This window comes from Herbiconiux sp., from assembly GCF_004297105.1.
GTDB lineage: Bacteria > Actinomycetota > Actinomycetes > Actinomycetales > Microbacteriaceae > Herbiconiux.
Map to the genome: position 1 here is coordinate 1 of NZ_SCVE01000017.1, position 15,194 is coordinate 15,194.

The following is a 15,194-nucleotide window of genomic DNA, read 5'->3' on the forward strand; positions in this document are numbered from 1 at the left end:
GGCGGCCATAGCGAGAGGGAAACGCCCGGTCACATTCCGAACCCGGAAGCTAAGACTCTCTGCGCCGATGGTACTGCAAGGGGGACCTTGTGGGAGAGTAGGACACCGCCGGACTTCTTTGTGAAATGGCCGCCCAGCAATGGGCGGCCATTTTTCTTTAACACCACAGGAGGAACTCGTGAGCGAGTCAGATGACGAGAAGCGACCGGAGCGCTCGACTCCGCCTTCATCGCGTCCGCACGGCAATCGGCCGGCGCGATCCGGTGCCGACAAGCGGCCGTTCACCCCTCGCCGCGACTCGAACTCGCGTCCCGACCGCGGGGACAAGGGCGGTCGATCTGATCGAGGTCGCCCCGAGCGGGCGAACTCCGATCGCGGCGGACGCGCTCCCGGCGGTAAGCCGAACGAGCGTCGTCTGTGGACCAAAGACGGGAAGCCTGCGCGCAACGACGCCGCTGCGTCGCGATTCGAGCGTCCGCCCCTTACCGAGGAGGAGTTGCGCGCTCGCGAGCTGCGTTCGGTGCGGACGCGTCACGATGATCCCGAGATCCCGGATGACGTGACGCCCCGCGATCTCGACAAGGTGGCTCGCAATGAGCTGAAGACCCTGAACAAGGAGAACGCCGACGAGGTCGCGCGCCACCTGGTCATGACCGCGCGGCTCATCGACGAGCAGCCCGAGCTGGCCCATGAACACGCGGTCTCGGCATCCCGTCGAGCCGGGCGAATCGCCGTCGTGCGGGAGACCCTCGCGATCACGGCCTACCGCACCGGTGACTTCGCACTCGCTCTGCGCGAGCTGCGAACGTTCCGGCGTATCTCCGGTTCGAACGAGCAACTCGCCCTCATGATCGACAGCGAGCGGGGACTCGGCCGGCCGGAGAAGGCCCTCGAGGTGGGGCGTTCCGTCGAGCGCGGAACACTCTCTGTGGCGACACAGGTGGGGGTGGCGATCGCCATGTCGGGCGCGCGGCTCGACCTCGGCCAGCCCGAGGCGGCGTTGGCCGAGCTCGAGATCCCACAGCTGGATCCGGATGTCGCCTACTCCTACAGCCCCGAGCTGTTCGACGCTTATGCCGAGGTGCTCGAAGAACTGGGTCACGACGAGGAGTCGGCCCTCTGGCGTGACCGTGCCGCTCGCGCGGACCTCGCGCTCAACGGCGACGACGACACCATCGAGGTGATCGCACTCGAAGACGATGACGACACTGCCGACGTGGACGACGAGGAGGATGTCGATGGGACTGTTCCGGGCCAGTAAGGGCGATTTCGTGCAGCCGCTCGACGGGGTCGACGCTGTTCTGGCCGACCTCGACGGAGTCGTCTACCAGGGGCCTCACCCCATTGCGCACGCCGTCGAATCCCTCACTCGCGTCGTCGAGTCGGGTCGCCGCACCGGGTACATCACCAACAACGCCTCGCGCACCGACGTGCAGGTGGCGGAGCACCTCAGCAGCTTCGGGCTTTCCGTGGCGCCGGAGGATGTCGTCACCTCTCCCCAGGCGGCCATGCGTCTTCTGGTGGATCTGGTGTCTCCCGGCGCGACGATTCTCGTCGTGGGGGGCATCGGTCTCGTGAGCGAGGTCGAGAAGGCCGGATTCACCGTGACCCGATCGGCCGCCGACAAGCCGGCAGCCGTGGTGCAGGGGTTCGCGCCCGAGGTGGGGTGGACCCAGTTGGCCGAGGCGAGCTTCGCTCTGAGCGACCCCGATGTGGTGTGGGTGGCCACGAACACCGACTGGACCATTCCCGTCGCCGGCGGCATCGCGCCGGGCAACGGCACCCTGGTCTCCGCCGTTCACACCGCGGTCGGACGGCTTCCCGTGGTGGCCGGCAAGCCCGAGGTGCCGATTTTCGAGGTGGCCAAGGAGCGCTTCGGCGCGCAGAACACCGCCTTCATCGGCGACCGCCTCGACACCGACACTCTCGGGGCCGTGCGGGCCGGCCTCCGGGCCATCCACGTGCTGACCGGCATCGACCGGGCGAAGCAACTGCTCGCGGCTCCGGTGGGGTCACGGCCCGACTTCATCCTCCAGGACCTCCGGCAGCTGTTCGAGCCCTATCCGGTGGCACGGGTGTCGAAAGACGGCTCGGAGACCACCGTGGGGACAGCCGTCGTGAGGATGTCGGGTCACGTGGTGAAGCTCGTCGCGGCAGGGGAGAACCCGGTCGACGTGGTGCGTGCCGGCAGCACCGCGATCTGGAACTCCGGGCTCTCGATCCACGCGCTCGACGTCGATCCGGCGCTCTACAGCTGAGTGACGGTACCCGTGCGGCGTCAGCAGGCCGGGGTACGCTTGACCGGTGAACACCGACGAGCAGGACAACGACGAGGCGCTCGTTCCGCGACTCCGCGTGATCGAGGCTCAGCCGCTCGACCAGCGTGCTGCTGCCTACGCACAGGTGCATGACGAACTGAAGTCCCGCCTCGAGGGTGGGGACGGCACCGCCACGGATGGATAGCATCCGTCTCGATGCCGCCGTGGCCGCACGCGGTCTGGCGCGCTCACGCACCCACGCGGCCCGGCTCATCTCCAACGGGTACGTGCGGGTCGACGGCACTCCTGTGGTGAAGGCGTCGTTTCCCGTGGCCGAGGGCCAGGCGGTGACGGTCGACGCGGTCGACCGCTACGTGAGCCGCGGCGCGAACAAGTTGATCGCCGCCCTCGACGCGTTCAGCGGCGTGCGCGTCGACGGCCGACTCGCGCTCGACGCCGGAGCATCGACGGGCGGCTTCACGCAGGTGCTGCTCGAGCGTGGCGCTCGTCAGGTGATCGCCGCGGATGTGGGGCACGGGCAGCTCGACCCGATCATCGCCCGCGAGGAGCGGGTGGTGAAGGTGGAGGGGTTCAATCTGCGCTACGCCACGCCCGAGACGATGGCCGGCGCATCCGGGATCTCCGAACCCGTCGAGCTCGTGGTGGCCGATCTCTCGTTCATCTCGCTCGGCTTCGTTCTGGAGCCGCTGCAGTCGTTGGCCACGCCCGACGCCGACTTCGTGTACCTCGTGAAACCGCAGTTCGAAGTGGGCCGCACGGGAGTGAAGGAGGGGATCGTGAAGAACCCCGCTCTGCGCGCCGACTCTATCACCAACGTGCTGTGGGCCGCCTACGATCTCGGTTTGTCCACAGCCGGCATCATCCCGTCTCCCATCGCAGGCAACGCGGGTAACCTCGAGTACCTCGTCTGGTTCAACCGGAACGTCGGCCAGCATCCGACAGAATGGTTGGAACGGGTGACCGAGATGACAGGAGCGTGAGGCGTGTCCGCTGAGCGATACATGCTGGTCGTTCTGCACACCGGGCGCCGTGACTCCGTCGTGGCCGCCCAGAGTGTGTGTCAGCAGCTGAGCGATGCCGGGGTGATCCCCGTGATCGCGCCGTTCGACGACGAAGACGGGTTCGAGGCGCTGATCGAGCTGGGGCCGCATGCGGTTCTCGGCGGCGACGTGCAGGCCGACCAGTTGGAGCTCGTGATCGTGCTGGGAGGCGACGGCACGATCCTGCGCGCCGCCGAGGTCGTGCGCGGCACATCCGTTCCGCTGCTCGGCGTGAACCTCGGGCACGTGGGCTTTCTCGCCGAAAGCGATCGCGAAGACCTCACCGAGACGGTGAACCGTGCCCTCGCCCGTGACTACGTGGTGGAGGAGCGGATGACCCTCTCGGTGCGGGTCAAGGTCGACAACGAGGTGGTCTACGAGAGCTGGGCGCTCAACGAGGCCACGGTGGAGAAGGCCAGCCGGGAACGGATGCTCGAGGTCGTCGTGGAGGTCGATGGCCGGCCGCTGTCGAGCTTCGGTTGCGACGGCGTGGTGATGTCGACGCCCACCGGTTCGACCGCCTACTCGTTCTCTGCGGGCGGCCCCGTGGTGTGGCCGAGCCTCGACGCCCTTCTGATGGTGCCATTGAGCCCGCACGCGCTGTTCGCCCGCCCGCTCGTGGTGGGCCCCGACTCGGCGCTCGCGGTGGAGGTGCTCGACCGCACCCAGGGCGGGGCGGTGCTGTGGAGCGACGGCCGGCGCATGTGGGATCTGCCGAAGGGAGCGCGTGTCGTCGTACGCCGCTCGCCGACGCCCGTTCGGCTCGCCCGTCTGCACCAGGCGCCCTTCACCGATCGGCTCGTACGCAAGTTCAACCTCCCGGTCAACGGATGGAGGGGGCCGAGCAACCGTGATTGAGGAACTGTCGATCCGTGACCTCGGAGTGATCGGCGAGGCCGTGCTTCCCCTCGGCCCTGGCTTCACCGCCGTGACGGGGGAGACCGGCGCCGGCAAGACGATGGTGGTCTCCGCCCTCGGGCTGCTCTTCGGTGAGCGCGCCGACACGGGTGCCGTGCGCTCGAGCGCCTCGCAGGCGTGGGTGGAGGGGCGGCTCGTGATCGCCGACGGCGGTGCGGTCGCCGAGCGTGTCCGTGAGCTCGGGGGCGACCTCGACCCCGCGGGTGCCGGAGCGCAGGAGGTCATCCTGTCGCGGTCGGTGTCGACCGAAGGGCGCAGCCGTGCGGTCGTGGGCGGGCGCTCGGCTCCCATCAGCGTGCTCTCCGAGCTGGGCGATCACCTGATCGCGGTGCACGGGCAGTCGGATCAATTGAGGTTGAAGGGTCAGTCTGCTCAGCGCGGCGCCCTGGACAGCTATGCCGGTGCTGAGCTGGCCGCACGGGCCGGCGAGTACCGCAGCCTCTACGATTCGTGGCAGGCGCACGCCGCCGAGCTGGATGCGCTGGTGACGGAGCGCACCGCACGCATCCGCGAGGCGGAGCAATTGCGTGCGGCGATCGACGAGATCACCGCGGTTGCACCCACCGCCGGCGAAGACGAGGAGCTCGCCGAGGTGGCCGGCCGCCTCACGAACCTCGAAGACCTCCGGATCGCGGCCGCTGAGGCGCGCGAGAGCATGTCGAGCGAATCGGGCGACGGGCCCGACACGGTCGGCCTCATCGACCAAGCGCGCCGCAGCCTCGAGCGGGTCGCCCATCACGATGCGGCGCTTGCTCCCATCGTCGAGGCGCTCGCCGAGGCGAGCTTTCTGGTCTCCGACATCTCGACCCAGCTGGCGAGTTACGGCGCTGCTCTCGAGAGCGACGAGCCGGGCGAACTCGACCGGGTGCAGGAACGCCGTGCCTCTCTCACCGTGCTGACACGCAAGTACGGGCCCGAACTGGCCGACGTTCTCGCATTCGCGGCCGAGGCCGAGCCGCGCCTGCTCGAACTCGACTCCGACTCCGACCGCATCGAGCAGCTGTCGGCGTTGCTCGACGACGAGCGCTCCGAGCTCGAACGGCTCGCCGACGTGCTGGGGGAGCTGCGGCGCACGGCCGCCGTGACGCTCGCCGCCGCGGTGAGCGACGAACTCGCCGCCCTGGCCATGCCGAATGCCCGCTTCGTGGTGGATGTCAGCGACCGCGACGAACTCGGATCGAGTGGTCGCGATGTGGTGCAGTTCCTGCTGCGCCCGCACGAGGGCTCCGAGCCCCGTCCGCTCAACAAGGGTGCGTCGGGTGGTGAGCTCTCGCGCGTGATGCTCGCCATCGAGGTGGTGCTCGCGGCAGCGGATCCGGTGCCCACCTTCGTGTTCGACGAGGTCGACGCGGGTGTGGGCGGAGCGTCCGCCATCGAGATCGGCCGGCGGCTCGCGTCGCTCGCCCGCACCTCTCAGGTGATCGTCGTGACTCACCTCGCGCAGGTCGCCGCGTTCGCCACGAACCACCTCCGGGTCGAGAAAGACCTCGACGGACCCGTGACGGCATCGAACGTGGTGCAGCTCACAGGTGACGAGCGTCTCGCCGAGATGGCGCGGCTTCTGTCAGGGCTGCCCGATTCCGAGTCGGGGCTCGCACACGCGGCCGAACTGCTCGCCACGGCGCAGTCGCTCGCCGTTCCACACTGACGCTTCGCGACGTCTTCTCGGGCCGAGACCCGTTGTGCCAGACTGTGGCAACGGGACTCCGCCGAGGAGGGCCCCGGGGGACCTAGGGGCGCACGATGGCACGGATGACGAACAGTCAGCTCCTCGCGTTGGTGGAGCAGCTGCAGGCCGAGAACGAGCAACTGCGCACGGAGGCCCGGAGCGCGGACACGGTGCCCCTGCCCGACCTGGACACGGGAGACGGATCCGCCGCCGCGCCGCTGCGCCGTCGCCGCGGCCGCGGTCGCACCGTGGCTGCCGTGGCCCTCGTAGTGATCGGTCTGCTCCTCACCCCCGTCGCCGTGATGGGCAACTGGGCGAAGAACCAGCTCGCCGACACCGACACCTTCGTGGCGACCTTCGCGCCGCTCGCCCACGACCCGGCGGTCAAGGCCTTCGTGGTGAGCGAGGTGATGACGGTGATCGAGCAGCAGGTGGACTTCGAGACCACGACCAGCGAGGTGTTCGACGCCGTCAGCGACCTCGGCCTGCCGCCCGCGGCCACCACGGCGTTGCAAGCGCTCAAGCGCCCAGCCGCTCTGGGGCTGCAATCGCTCGCCACCACGGTGGTGACGAATTTCGTCGACTCCGAGGCGTTCGAGAACATCTGGGCGCAGGCACTGCGGCTCAGCCACCAGCAACTCGTCGCCGCGATGACGGGCGACCCGGCATCCGCGATCGCCATCTCGGGATCGGGGGAGCTGTCGGTGCAGCTCGGGCCGATCCTCGACGCAGTCAAGTCGGCACTCGCCGACCAGGGGTTCGGGTTCGCCGACGCCATCCCCTCGGTGAACGTGAGCATCACGGTCGCCCAGTCGGACGGCATCGGGCAGCTCACGCTGGTGTACGCCCTCGCCGTCGGGGTGGGCTCGTGGCTGCCCTGGATCGCACTCGCGTTCCTCGCGGCCGGTGTGGCCGTGGCCAAGCGCCGCAAGGTGGCGCTGTTCTGGACCGGTCTGACCCTCGGTGTTCTGATGGTTCTGCTCGGCATCGCCCTACGGATCGGCAACATCGTGACGGTGGCCTCGATCGCGCCCCGGTACGTTCCGATCGACGCCGCAGGGGTGATCTACGATGCCGTGACCGCGCTGATCGCGAGCACGGTGGTGGCGCTGGCCGTGCTCGCGTTCACCGTGATGGTGATCAGCTGGGCGGTCGGCCCGTATCGCCCGGCACCCGCCATCCGTGCTGCCTTCGCCGAAGGGGCTGCTCGACTCCGCCGTGCCGGCGACGAACGGGGGATCGGCACCGGGCGCTTCGGAGCCCGGCTCGCGAAGTACCGCATCGTGGTGCAGGTTCTGGTCGGGGTCGGGGCCGCCGCGGTCATCCTGTTCGTGCGGCCGCTCTCGACGGGACAGATCATCTGGACCGCGGTCGTGGCCGTGGTCGTGCTCCTCCTCGTGGAGCTGCTGCAGCGCCCTGCGCCGGTGGACGTGATCGTGATCGAAGCCGGTGCGGCCTTCGAGGAACCGGATGACTCGGTGCCGATCGACGAGCGCGACCAGCCGACCCGACTCCTCGCCGACGACTCGTTCGCGCGCTGAGCGACACACCGGCTCAGACCACTGTTAGGATGGAATTCCGTGGATGATGCTCATGACGCGGACCGATTCGAATCAACAACTAGCGACACGAAACTGACGAAGCACATCTTCGTCACCGGGGGTGTCGTCTCCTCTCTCGGCAAGGGCCTCACCGCTGCCAGCCTGGGAAACCTGCTCACCGCGCGAGGCCTGCGCGTCGTGATGCAGAAGCTGGATCCCTATCTGAACGTGGATCCGGGAACGATGAACCCGTTCCAGCACGGCGAGGTGTTCGTCACCGACGACGGGGCGGAGACCGACCTCGACATCGGGCACTACGAGCGCTTCCTGGACATCAACCTGAACCAGGCGGCGAACGTCACCACGGGCCAGATCTACTCGAGCGTGATAGCCAAGGAGCGCCGCGGCGAGTACCTCGGCGACACCGTGCAGGTCATCCCGCACATCACCGACGAGATCAAGCGCCGGATGCGGCTTCAAGCGCACGACGCGTCGCGCCCTGACGTCATCATCACCGAGATCGGCGGCACCGTCGGTGACATCGAGTCGCAGCCCTTCATCGAGTCGGCACGCCAGGTGCGTCACGAGCTCGGCCGCAAGAACGTGTTCTTCGTGCACGTCTCCCTGGTGCCGTTCATGAACGCGTCCGGCGAGCAGAAGACGAAGCCCACGCAGCACTCCGTGGCCGCCCTCCGCTCGATCGGTATCCAGCCGGATGCGCTGGTGCTGCGCAGCGACCGTCCCGTCTCCGAAGGCAACAAGCGCAAGATCGCGCTGATGTGCGACGTCGACGAGGGGGCCGTGGTGAACGCGATCGATGTTCCCTCGATCTACGACATCCCCACGATGCTGCACGAGCAGGGTCTCGACGACTACATCATCGACCACCTCGGCCTCGACACGAACGAGGTGGACTGGTCGGGCTGGCAGCCCATTCTCGACGCGGTGCACGAGCCGAAGCACGAGGTGACCATCGGGCTCGTGGGCAAGTACATCGACCTGCCCGACGCCTACCTCTCGGTCACCGAGGCCCTGCGCGCCGGCGGCTTCGCACACCGCGCCAAGGTGACGCTCAAGTGGATCCCTTCCGATGACTGCGAGACCTACGAGGGCGCGGGCCGAGCGCTCTCCGAGGTCGATGGCATCTGCGTGCCCGGCGGCTTCGGGGTGCGTGGCATCGAGGGCAAGCTCGGCGCCCTGCGCTACGCCCGCGAGAACGGCATCCCCGCCCTCGGCCTGTGCCTCGGCCTGCAGTGCATGGTGATCGAATACGCCCGTAACGTGGTGGGCCTGCCGGGCGCCTCGTCGAGCGAGTTCGACCCCGACACCGAGTTCCCGGTGATCGCCACGATGGCCGAGCAGGTCGACATCATCGCCGGGGGAGACCTCGGCGGCACGATGCGCCTCGGTCTCTACGAGGCCGAGCTGGCCGAAGGATCGATCGCCGCAGAGGTCTACGGATCCACGAGCGCCTCCGAGCGGCACCGTCACCGCTACGAGGTGAACAACAAGTACCGTGAGCAGATCGCCGAGGCCGGACTGTGGTTCTCCGGGCTCTCGCCGAACGGGCACCTCGTGGAGTACGTCGAGCTGCCGCGCGACGTGCACCCGTACTACATCGCGACCCAGGCGCACCCGGAGCTGCGCTCGCGGCCCAGTCGCCCGCATCCGCTGTTCAAGGGACTCGTGGGTGCCGCCCTCGACCGCCAGGAAGCCACCCGCCTCTTCCCCGTTCAGGACGCGGACGCCTGACGTGCTCGAGGACGAGGCGGTGCCGGTCGACGTCGACTCCAGCGAGGTGATGTTCGACGGCTACGTGTGGGATGTGCGGCGCGAGTCGTTCGCCTACGGCGGGTCGACATTGCGGCGCGACTTCGTCGACCACCCGGGCGCCGTGGCCGTGTTCGCGATGGACGACGACGACCGCGTTCTGCTGATCAAGCAGTATCGTCATCCGGTGCGCCGTCGTGAGTGGGAACCACCGGCGGGACTGCTCGACATGGAGGCCGAATCGCCCCTCGAGGCCGCGAAGCGCGAGCTGGCCGAGGAGGTGGACCTCGAGGCGGATGACTGGGCGGTGCTGAGCGACTACCTCACGACCCCGGGCGGCAACAACGAGGCCATCCGCATCTACCTCGCCCGAGGGGTGCGCGCCACCGGGTCGACCTTCGACCGCGAGGGCGAGGAGGCCGACATGGAGTCGCGCTGGGTGCCGCTCGACGAGATCGTGGATGCGGTGCTCGCCAGCCGGGTGCAGAACCCGTCGCTCGTGATCGGAGCGCTGGCCGCTCACGTCTCGCGTGCGCGAGGGTGGACGACGCTGCGCGCCGCCGACGATCCGTGGCCGGCCCACCCGAACGGATGACCGAGCCACCGGTGGTGGCCGCGGGGACGCCAGAGGGCGACTCCGAGCAGGGTGGCGCGGTCGCCGCTCCGGATGCGCTCTCCCGCACCATCGACGGCTTCCTGCGCCACATCACCGTGGAGCGAGGGCTCGCCGCGAACACCGTGGCGGCCTACCGGCGCGATCTGCGGCGCTACTCGACGTGGCTGCGGGAGCGGGGGATCACGGATGCGGCGGCCGTGAGCGAGGCCGATATCAGCGGTTTCACGCAGGCGGCTCGGGCTGCCGGGGACACGAGCCTCTCGGCGTCGTCGATCGCGCGCATCCTGTCGACCGTGCGGAGCTTTCACCGGTACCTCGCCGAGGAGGGGCTCGTCGACACGGATGCCGCTCGCGAGGTGAAGCCGCCGAAACTCGGGTTGAGGCTGCCCAAGGCGATCTCGATCGGCGAGATGGAGAGGCTGCTGACCTCGACCGGGGGCGAGGAGCCGATCGCGCTGCGCGACCGTGCGCTGCTCGAGATGCTCTACGCCACGGGCGCGCGCATCTCGGAGCTCGTGGGGCTGAACGTCGACGACGTGCAGGACGGCGACATGATCCGGGTGACGGGAAAGGGCAGCAAGCAGCGCATCGTGCCCGTGGGAAGCTACGCGCGCACGGCGCTCGACGCCTACCTCGTGCGGGTGAGGCCGTTGTTCTCCGCGCGGGGGCGGGCGACGCCGGCGCTGTTCCTCGGCAGCCGGGGGCAGCGGCTCAGCAGGCAGGGCGCGTGGCTCGTGATCCAGGCCGCGGTCGAGCGCGCGGGGCTCACGACGCACATCTCGCCGCACACCTTCCGGCATTCCTTCGCCACCCATCTGCTTCAGGGCGGCGCCGACGTGCGGGTCGTGCAGGATCTACTCGGCCATTCGTCGGTGGCCACCACGCAGCTCTACACGCACGTGACCGCCGACGCCCTCATCGACGTCTACCAGACGGCGCACCCCCGAGCCCGCTGAATCACCGTGTGACATCGCTGTGAGCCCGCCGTACGGCCGGTACAATCAATCAGGTTCGCCGGGATGGCGACCAGGAACGAGGAGTGCTTCGGTGCCGACCAAGGACACGAGAACGGCGAAGAAGAACGTGGCTGAGGAATTGGCCGGGATCGACGTGCCGAAGAACGGTCCCACGGGCCGGCCCCTCCGCGAGTTCCCCGAGCCGGCACCCTTGAAGTCGCACGGGCCGGCGCGCATCATCTCCCTCTGCAATCAGAAGGGCGGCGTGGGCAAGACCACGACCAGCGTGAACGTGGGTGCGGCGCTCGCCGAGTACGGCCGCCGCGTGCTCGCCATCGACTTCGACCCGCAAGGCGCCCTCTCGGCCGGACTCGGCGTGCTCACCCACGACGCGCCCACGATCTACGACCTGCTGATCGGCTCGATCAAGGATCCGGCGGAGGCCATCCAGCACACGAGCACGCCCGGCCTCGACATCATCCCCGCGAACATCGACCTCTCGGCCGCCGAGGTGCACCTCGTGAGCGAGGTGGCCCGTGAGTCGATCCTCGCGCGGGTGCTCCGCAAGGTGAGCGACGACTACGACGTCATCCTGATCGACTGCCAGCCGTCGCTCGGCCTCCTCACCGTGAACGCGCTCACCGCCAGCCACGGCGTGCTGATCCCGCTCGAGTGCGAGTACTTCGCGCTGCGCGGAGTGGCGCTGCTCGTCGAGACGATCGACAAGGTGCGCGACCGGCTCAACCCGGCGCTGGTGCTCGACGGCATCCTGGCCACCATGTACGACCCGCGCACGCTGCACTCGCGTGAGGTGCTCGAGCGCGTGGTGGACACCTTCGGCGACAAGGTCTTCGAGACCGTGATCGGGCGTACCGTGAAGTTCCCGGATGCGACCGTGGCCGGCAAGCCGATCACGCAGTTCGCCCCCGAGCACTCGTCGGCCAAGGCGTACAAGCAGCTGGCCAGAGAACTGGTCGCCCGTGGCGCGATCGCCTGAGCCCGACCTCGTCGCGGTCACGGCCGAGGGCGGCGAGACCGCACCCGGCTTCTCGCTGAGCCTCGACAACTTCGAGGGACCGTTCGACCTGCTGCTCTCGCTCATCACGAAGCACGAGCTCGACATCACCGACATCTCGCTCAGCCGGGTGACGGATGAGTTCATCGGCTACCTCAAGGGGCTCGACTCGGCCGAGGAGCTCGACCGGGCATCCGAGTTCCTCGTGGTGGCGGCGACCTTGCTCGACCTCAAGATCGTGGGGCTGCTGCCCCAGGGTGAACTGGTCGACGCCGAGGATGTCGCCCTGCTCGAAGCCCGTGACCTGCTGTTCGCGCGACTGCTGCAGTACCGCGCCTTCAAAGAGGTGTCGGCCTGGCTCGCCTCGCGCTTCGACGAGGAGTCGACCCGGCGGCCCCGCTCGGTGCGGCTCGAGGAGAAGTACCGGCAGCGCACACCGGAGCTGGTGTGGACACTGACGCCACACGACTTCGCGGCGCTCGCCGCCTTCGCGCTGGCGCCGCGGGAACTGCCCGTGGTGGGGCTGGAGCATCTGCACGCACCGCTCGTGAGCATCCGGGAGCAGGCGGCTCACGTGGTGACCGTGCTGAGGTCGGCGGCCGCGGCGGGCACTCCGGTGACCTTCCGGCAGCTCATCGCGGGGATCGCGGAGAAGGGTGTGGTGATCGCACGCTTTCTCGCCGTGCTCGAGCTGTATCGGCACGCGTCGATCTCGTTCGAGCAGCTGGAGCCGCTGGGAGAGCTCAGCCTCGCGTGGACTGCGGAGCACTGGAGCGAAGAGCAGCTTTCGAGTCTTGGAGCGGATTATGACAACTGAAGCAGAGACGGATGCCCCTCCGATGGAGCACGCATCGACGATGAACGTCGACCGCGCGCTCGAGGCGATCTTCATGATCGCGGACGAGCCGCAGAGCCTCGTGGCCCTCGCCACCGCGCTGGGGCGCCCCGTCGCCGTGGTGCGGCAGGGCATCGAGCGTCTGGTGGAGGACTACGACGGCGTGGCATCCGGGAGTGTGCGGCGCGGCTTCGAGCTGCGCGAGGTGGCCGGCGGATGGCGCCTGTACGTGCGCGGCGAGTGGGACGAGCTGGTGCGCGACTTCGTGCTCACCCAGAACCCCTCGAAGCTCTCGCAGGCGGCTCTCGAGACGCTCTCGGTGATCGCCTACAAGCAGCCGATCTCGCGCGGTGCCGTGGCGAGCATCCGTGCGGTGAACGTGGACTCGGTGGTGCGCACGCTGCTCAGCCGCGGGCTCATCACGGAGGTGTCGACGCAGGCGGAGACCGGCGCCATCCTCTACGGCACCACCGACATGCTGCTCACCCAGCTCGGCATCAACTCGCTCGACGAGCTGCCGAAGATCTCTCCGCTGCTCGAAGACGGTAGCGACGGATTCGACGAGATAGGAACCACCCGATGACCCCTTTCGAGATCCCGCCGTGGGACGACGCTGACAAATCGAACTCCGGCGAGCCGCAGGGCATCCGCCTGCAGAAGGTGATGGCCGCCGCCGGCGTGGCCTCGCGCCGCGTCTCCGAGCAGTTGATCGAGGCCGGGCGCGTGGAGGTGAATGGCGAGGTCGTGACCGAGCTCGGCCGGCGCATCGATCCCGAGACCGACCTCGTGTCGGTCGACGGCACGGCGGTTCAGCTCGATCCCGGCAAGCGCTACGTGATGCTCAACAAGCCCGTGGGCATCGTGAGCTCCCTGGCCGACCAGTACGGCCGGCCCGATCTGCGCCGCTACACCGAGCAGTACGAGGAGCGGCTCTTCAACGTGGGGCGGCTCGATGCCGAGACGAGCGGGCTGCTCATCCTCACCAACGACGGCGACCTCGCGCACGTGCTCGCGCATCCGTCGTTCGGGGTGCTGAAGACCTACATCGCGAAGGTCGAGGGGCGCGTGTCGCCGCAGACCATCTCGACCCTCACCAAGGGGATCGAGCTCGAAGACGGGCCGATCGCCGCCGACAAGGCGCGCCTGCTCGACGTGGAGCGCGAGACCTCGATCGTGGAGATCACGCTGCACTCGGGCCGCAACCGCATCGTGCGGCGCATGCTCGACGAGGTGGGTCACCCTGTGATCGATCTCGTGCGGCGGTCGTTCGGGCCACTCAACCTCGGCACCCTCAAAGCGGGCGGCCTGCGCGACTTGACTAAGGTTGAACTCGGTCAATTGCTGACGCTGTCGCGCGATGCGACGCCCGCCCCGGGAGCTGAGCCGTCGGGCGAGCCAGGAGACGAGCCGGGCGCCGACCCGGCCGAAGACGAGGAGTGAGCGTGGGGGAGAGCCGCCTGACGGGCCCGGTGCGCGTGGTCGGCGTCGGCCTTCTCGGCACCAGCATCGCGTTGGGGCTGCGAGCCCGCGGTGTCGACGTCATCCTCTCCGACGCCTCGCCCACCAATGTGTCGATCGCCATCGACTACGGTGCCGGGCGCTGGGCGGGCGACGCCGACGAGCCGCAGCTGATCGTGGTGTGTGTGCCGCCGGATGTCACGGCCGACGTGATCGTGCGCGAGCTCTCCGCCTACCCGCGAGCGGTGGTGACGGATGTCGCGAGCGTGAAGAAGCCCGTGCTCGACGCCGTCGTGGCCGGCGGAGGCGACGTCACCCGCTATGTGGGGTCGCATCCGCTCGCCGGTCGGGAGAAGGGCGGCCCGATGTCGGGCCGTGCCGACCTCTTCGTGGGGCGGCCATGGGTGGTGGCCGGGCACTCCGGCATCTCGTACCAGACGGCCGCGGCCGTCGACGACCTCATCCTCGATCTCGGCGCGACGCTCGTGGAGATGACCGCGGAGGAGCACGACTCGAGCGTGGCTCTCGTGTCGCACGTGCCCCAGGTGATCTCGACGCTCATGGCCCGACGGCTGACGGATGCGCCCGAGTCCGCCGTGGGGCTCGCCGGCGGCGGCCTGCGCGATGTGACGCGCATCGCGGCGAGCGATCCGGCGCTCTGGGTGCAGATCCTCGGGGCCAACGCCGCGCCCGTCGCCTCCGTGCTGAAGGACTTCCGCGCCGACCTCGACGACTTCATCGCGGCCCTCGACGAACCGGCCGCACCCGGATCTCGCCGCGCGATCGCCGAGGAGCTGAGCGGCGGCAACGCCGGAGTCGCCCGCATCCCGGGCAAGCACGGACAGGACAAGCGCTACACGCAGCTGGTGGTCATGGTCGACGACCGACCGGGCGAACTCGCCCGGCTGCTGGCCGAGATGGGGGAGGAGGGCGTGAACCTCGAAGACCTGCGTCTCGAGCACTCGCCCGGTGCCCAGATCGGCCTCGCCGAGATCGCCGTGCTGCCCGAGGTGGCCGAGAAGCTGGAGGCCGCGCTGGCGGCCCGTGGATGGAGAGTCGCCGGATGAACGCCCCCGCAGATCAAGAACCCACCGCGA

15 protein-coding genes and 1 rRNA gene are annotated in these 15,194 nt (G+C 68.9%); all 16 read left to right on the forward strand.

What is annotated here, in order from left to right; all coding sequences use genetic code 11:
- A 5S ribosomal RNA gene (rrf, locus tag EPO52_RS13290) occupies positions 1–114 on the forward strand; the annotation flags it as partial.
- Between the two features lie 64 nt (positions 115–178).
- Positions 179–1,261 carry a hypothetical protein gene (locus EPO52_RS13295; protein WP_290807257.1) on the forward strand — a complete coding sequence of 361 codons (1,083 nt, stop codon included), beginning with the start codon at positions 179–181 and terminating at the stop codon, positions 1,259–1,261.
- A complete protein-coding gene (locus tag EPO52_RS13300; protein ID WP_290807260.1) occupies positions 1,239–2,258 on the forward strand; it encodes an HAD-IIA family hydrolase in 1,020 nt (339 codons plus the stop codon). Before EPO52_RS13295 ends, EPO52_RS13300 begins: the two co-directional genes overlap by 23 nt.
- Positions 2,259–2,304: 46 nt before the next feature.
- Positions 2,305–2,463 carry a hypothetical protein gene (locus EPO52_RS13305; RefSeq protein WP_290807262.1) on the forward strand — a complete coding sequence of 53 codons (159 nt, stop codon included), beginning with the start codon at positions 2,305–2,307 and terminating at the stop codon, positions 2,461–2,463.
- The gene (locus EPO52_RS13310) at positions 2,456–3,259 is read left to right on the forward strand and encodes a TlyA family RNA methyltransferase (protein ID WP_290807264.1); all 804 of its coding nucleotides are present in this window, start codon (positions 2,456–2,458) and stop codon (positions 3,257–3,259) included. Before EPO52_RS13305 ends, EPO52_RS13310 begins: the two co-directional genes overlap by 8 nt.
- 21 nt (positions 3,260–3,280) lie before the next feature.
- A complete protein-coding gene (locus EPO52_RS13315) occupies positions 3,281–4,177 on the forward strand; it encodes an NAD kinase (protein ID WP_290807378.1) in 897 nt (298 codons plus the stop codon).
- Positions 4,170–5,885: a DNA repair protein RecN gene (gene recN, locus EPO52_RS13320; RefSeq protein ID WP_290807266.1), complete on the forward strand. Its 1,716-nt coding sequence runs from the start codon at positions 4,170–4,172 to the stop codon at positions 5,883–5,885. Before EPO52_RS13315 ends, recN begins: the two co-directional genes overlap by 8 nt.
- A 104-nt stretch (positions 5,886–5,989) precedes the next feature.
- Entirely contained in the window at positions 5,990–7,447 is a 1,458-nt protein-coding gene (locus EPO52_RS13325; protein ID WP_290807268.1) for a hypothetical protein, read from the forward strand.
- A 39-nt stretch (positions 7,448–7,486) separates the two neighbouring features.
- Complete coding sequence (locus EPO52_RS13330; RefSeq protein ID WP_290807270.1) at positions 7,487–9,199, forward strand: CTP synthase; 1,713 nt, start codon at positions 7,487–7,489, stop codon at positions 9,197–9,199.
- A 49-nt stretch (positions 9,200–9,248) separates the two neighbouring features.
- A complete protein-coding gene (locus EPO52_RS13335; protein ID WP_290807380.1) occupies positions 9,249–9,812 on the forward strand; it encodes an NUDIX hydrolase in 564 nt (187 codons plus the stop codon).
- A complete protein-coding gene (gene xerD, locus EPO52_RS13340; RefSeq protein ID WP_290807272.1) occupies positions 9,809–10,789 on the forward strand; it encodes a site-specific tyrosine recombinase XerD in 981 nt (326 codons plus the stop codon). The genes EPO52_RS13335 and xerD overlap by 4 nt, the downstream gene beginning before the upstream one ends.
- Positions 10,790–10,928: 139 nt before the next feature.
- Complete coding sequence (locus EPO52_RS13345) at positions 10,929–11,786, forward strand: ParA family protein (protein ID WP_290807381.1); 858 nt, start codon at positions 10,929–10,931, stop codon at positions 11,784–11,786.
- Complete coding sequence (locus tag EPO52_RS13350; protein WP_290807274.1) at positions 11,770–12,621, forward strand: ScpA family protein; 852 nt, start codon at positions 11,770–11,772, stop codon at positions 12,619–12,621. Before EPO52_RS13345 ends, EPO52_RS13350 begins: the two co-directional genes overlap by 17 nt.
- Positions 12,611–13,222, forward strand: coding sequence for an SMC-Scp complex subunit ScpB (gene scpB, locus EPO52_RS13355; RefSeq protein ID WP_290807276.1), 612 nt, complete (start codon positions 12,611–12,613; stop codon positions 13,220–13,222). The genes EPO52_RS13350 and scpB overlap by 11 nt, the downstream gene beginning before the upstream one ends.
- The gene (locus tag EPO52_RS13360) at positions 13,219–14,079 is read left to right on the forward strand and encodes a pseudouridine synthase (RefSeq protein ID WP_290807278.1); all 861 of its coding nucleotides are present in this window, start codon (positions 13,219–13,221) and stop codon (positions 14,077–14,079) included. Before scpB ends, EPO52_RS13360 begins: the two co-directional genes overlap by 4 nt.
- Positions 14,076–15,164, forward strand: coding sequence for a prephenate dehydrogenase (locus EPO52_RS13365; protein WP_290807280.1), 1,089 nt, complete (start codon positions 14,076–14,078; stop codon positions 15,162–15,164). The genes EPO52_RS13360 and EPO52_RS13365 overlap by 4 nt, the downstream gene beginning before the upstream one ends.
- The last annotated feature ends 30 nt before the right edge of the window (positions 15,165–15,194 follow it).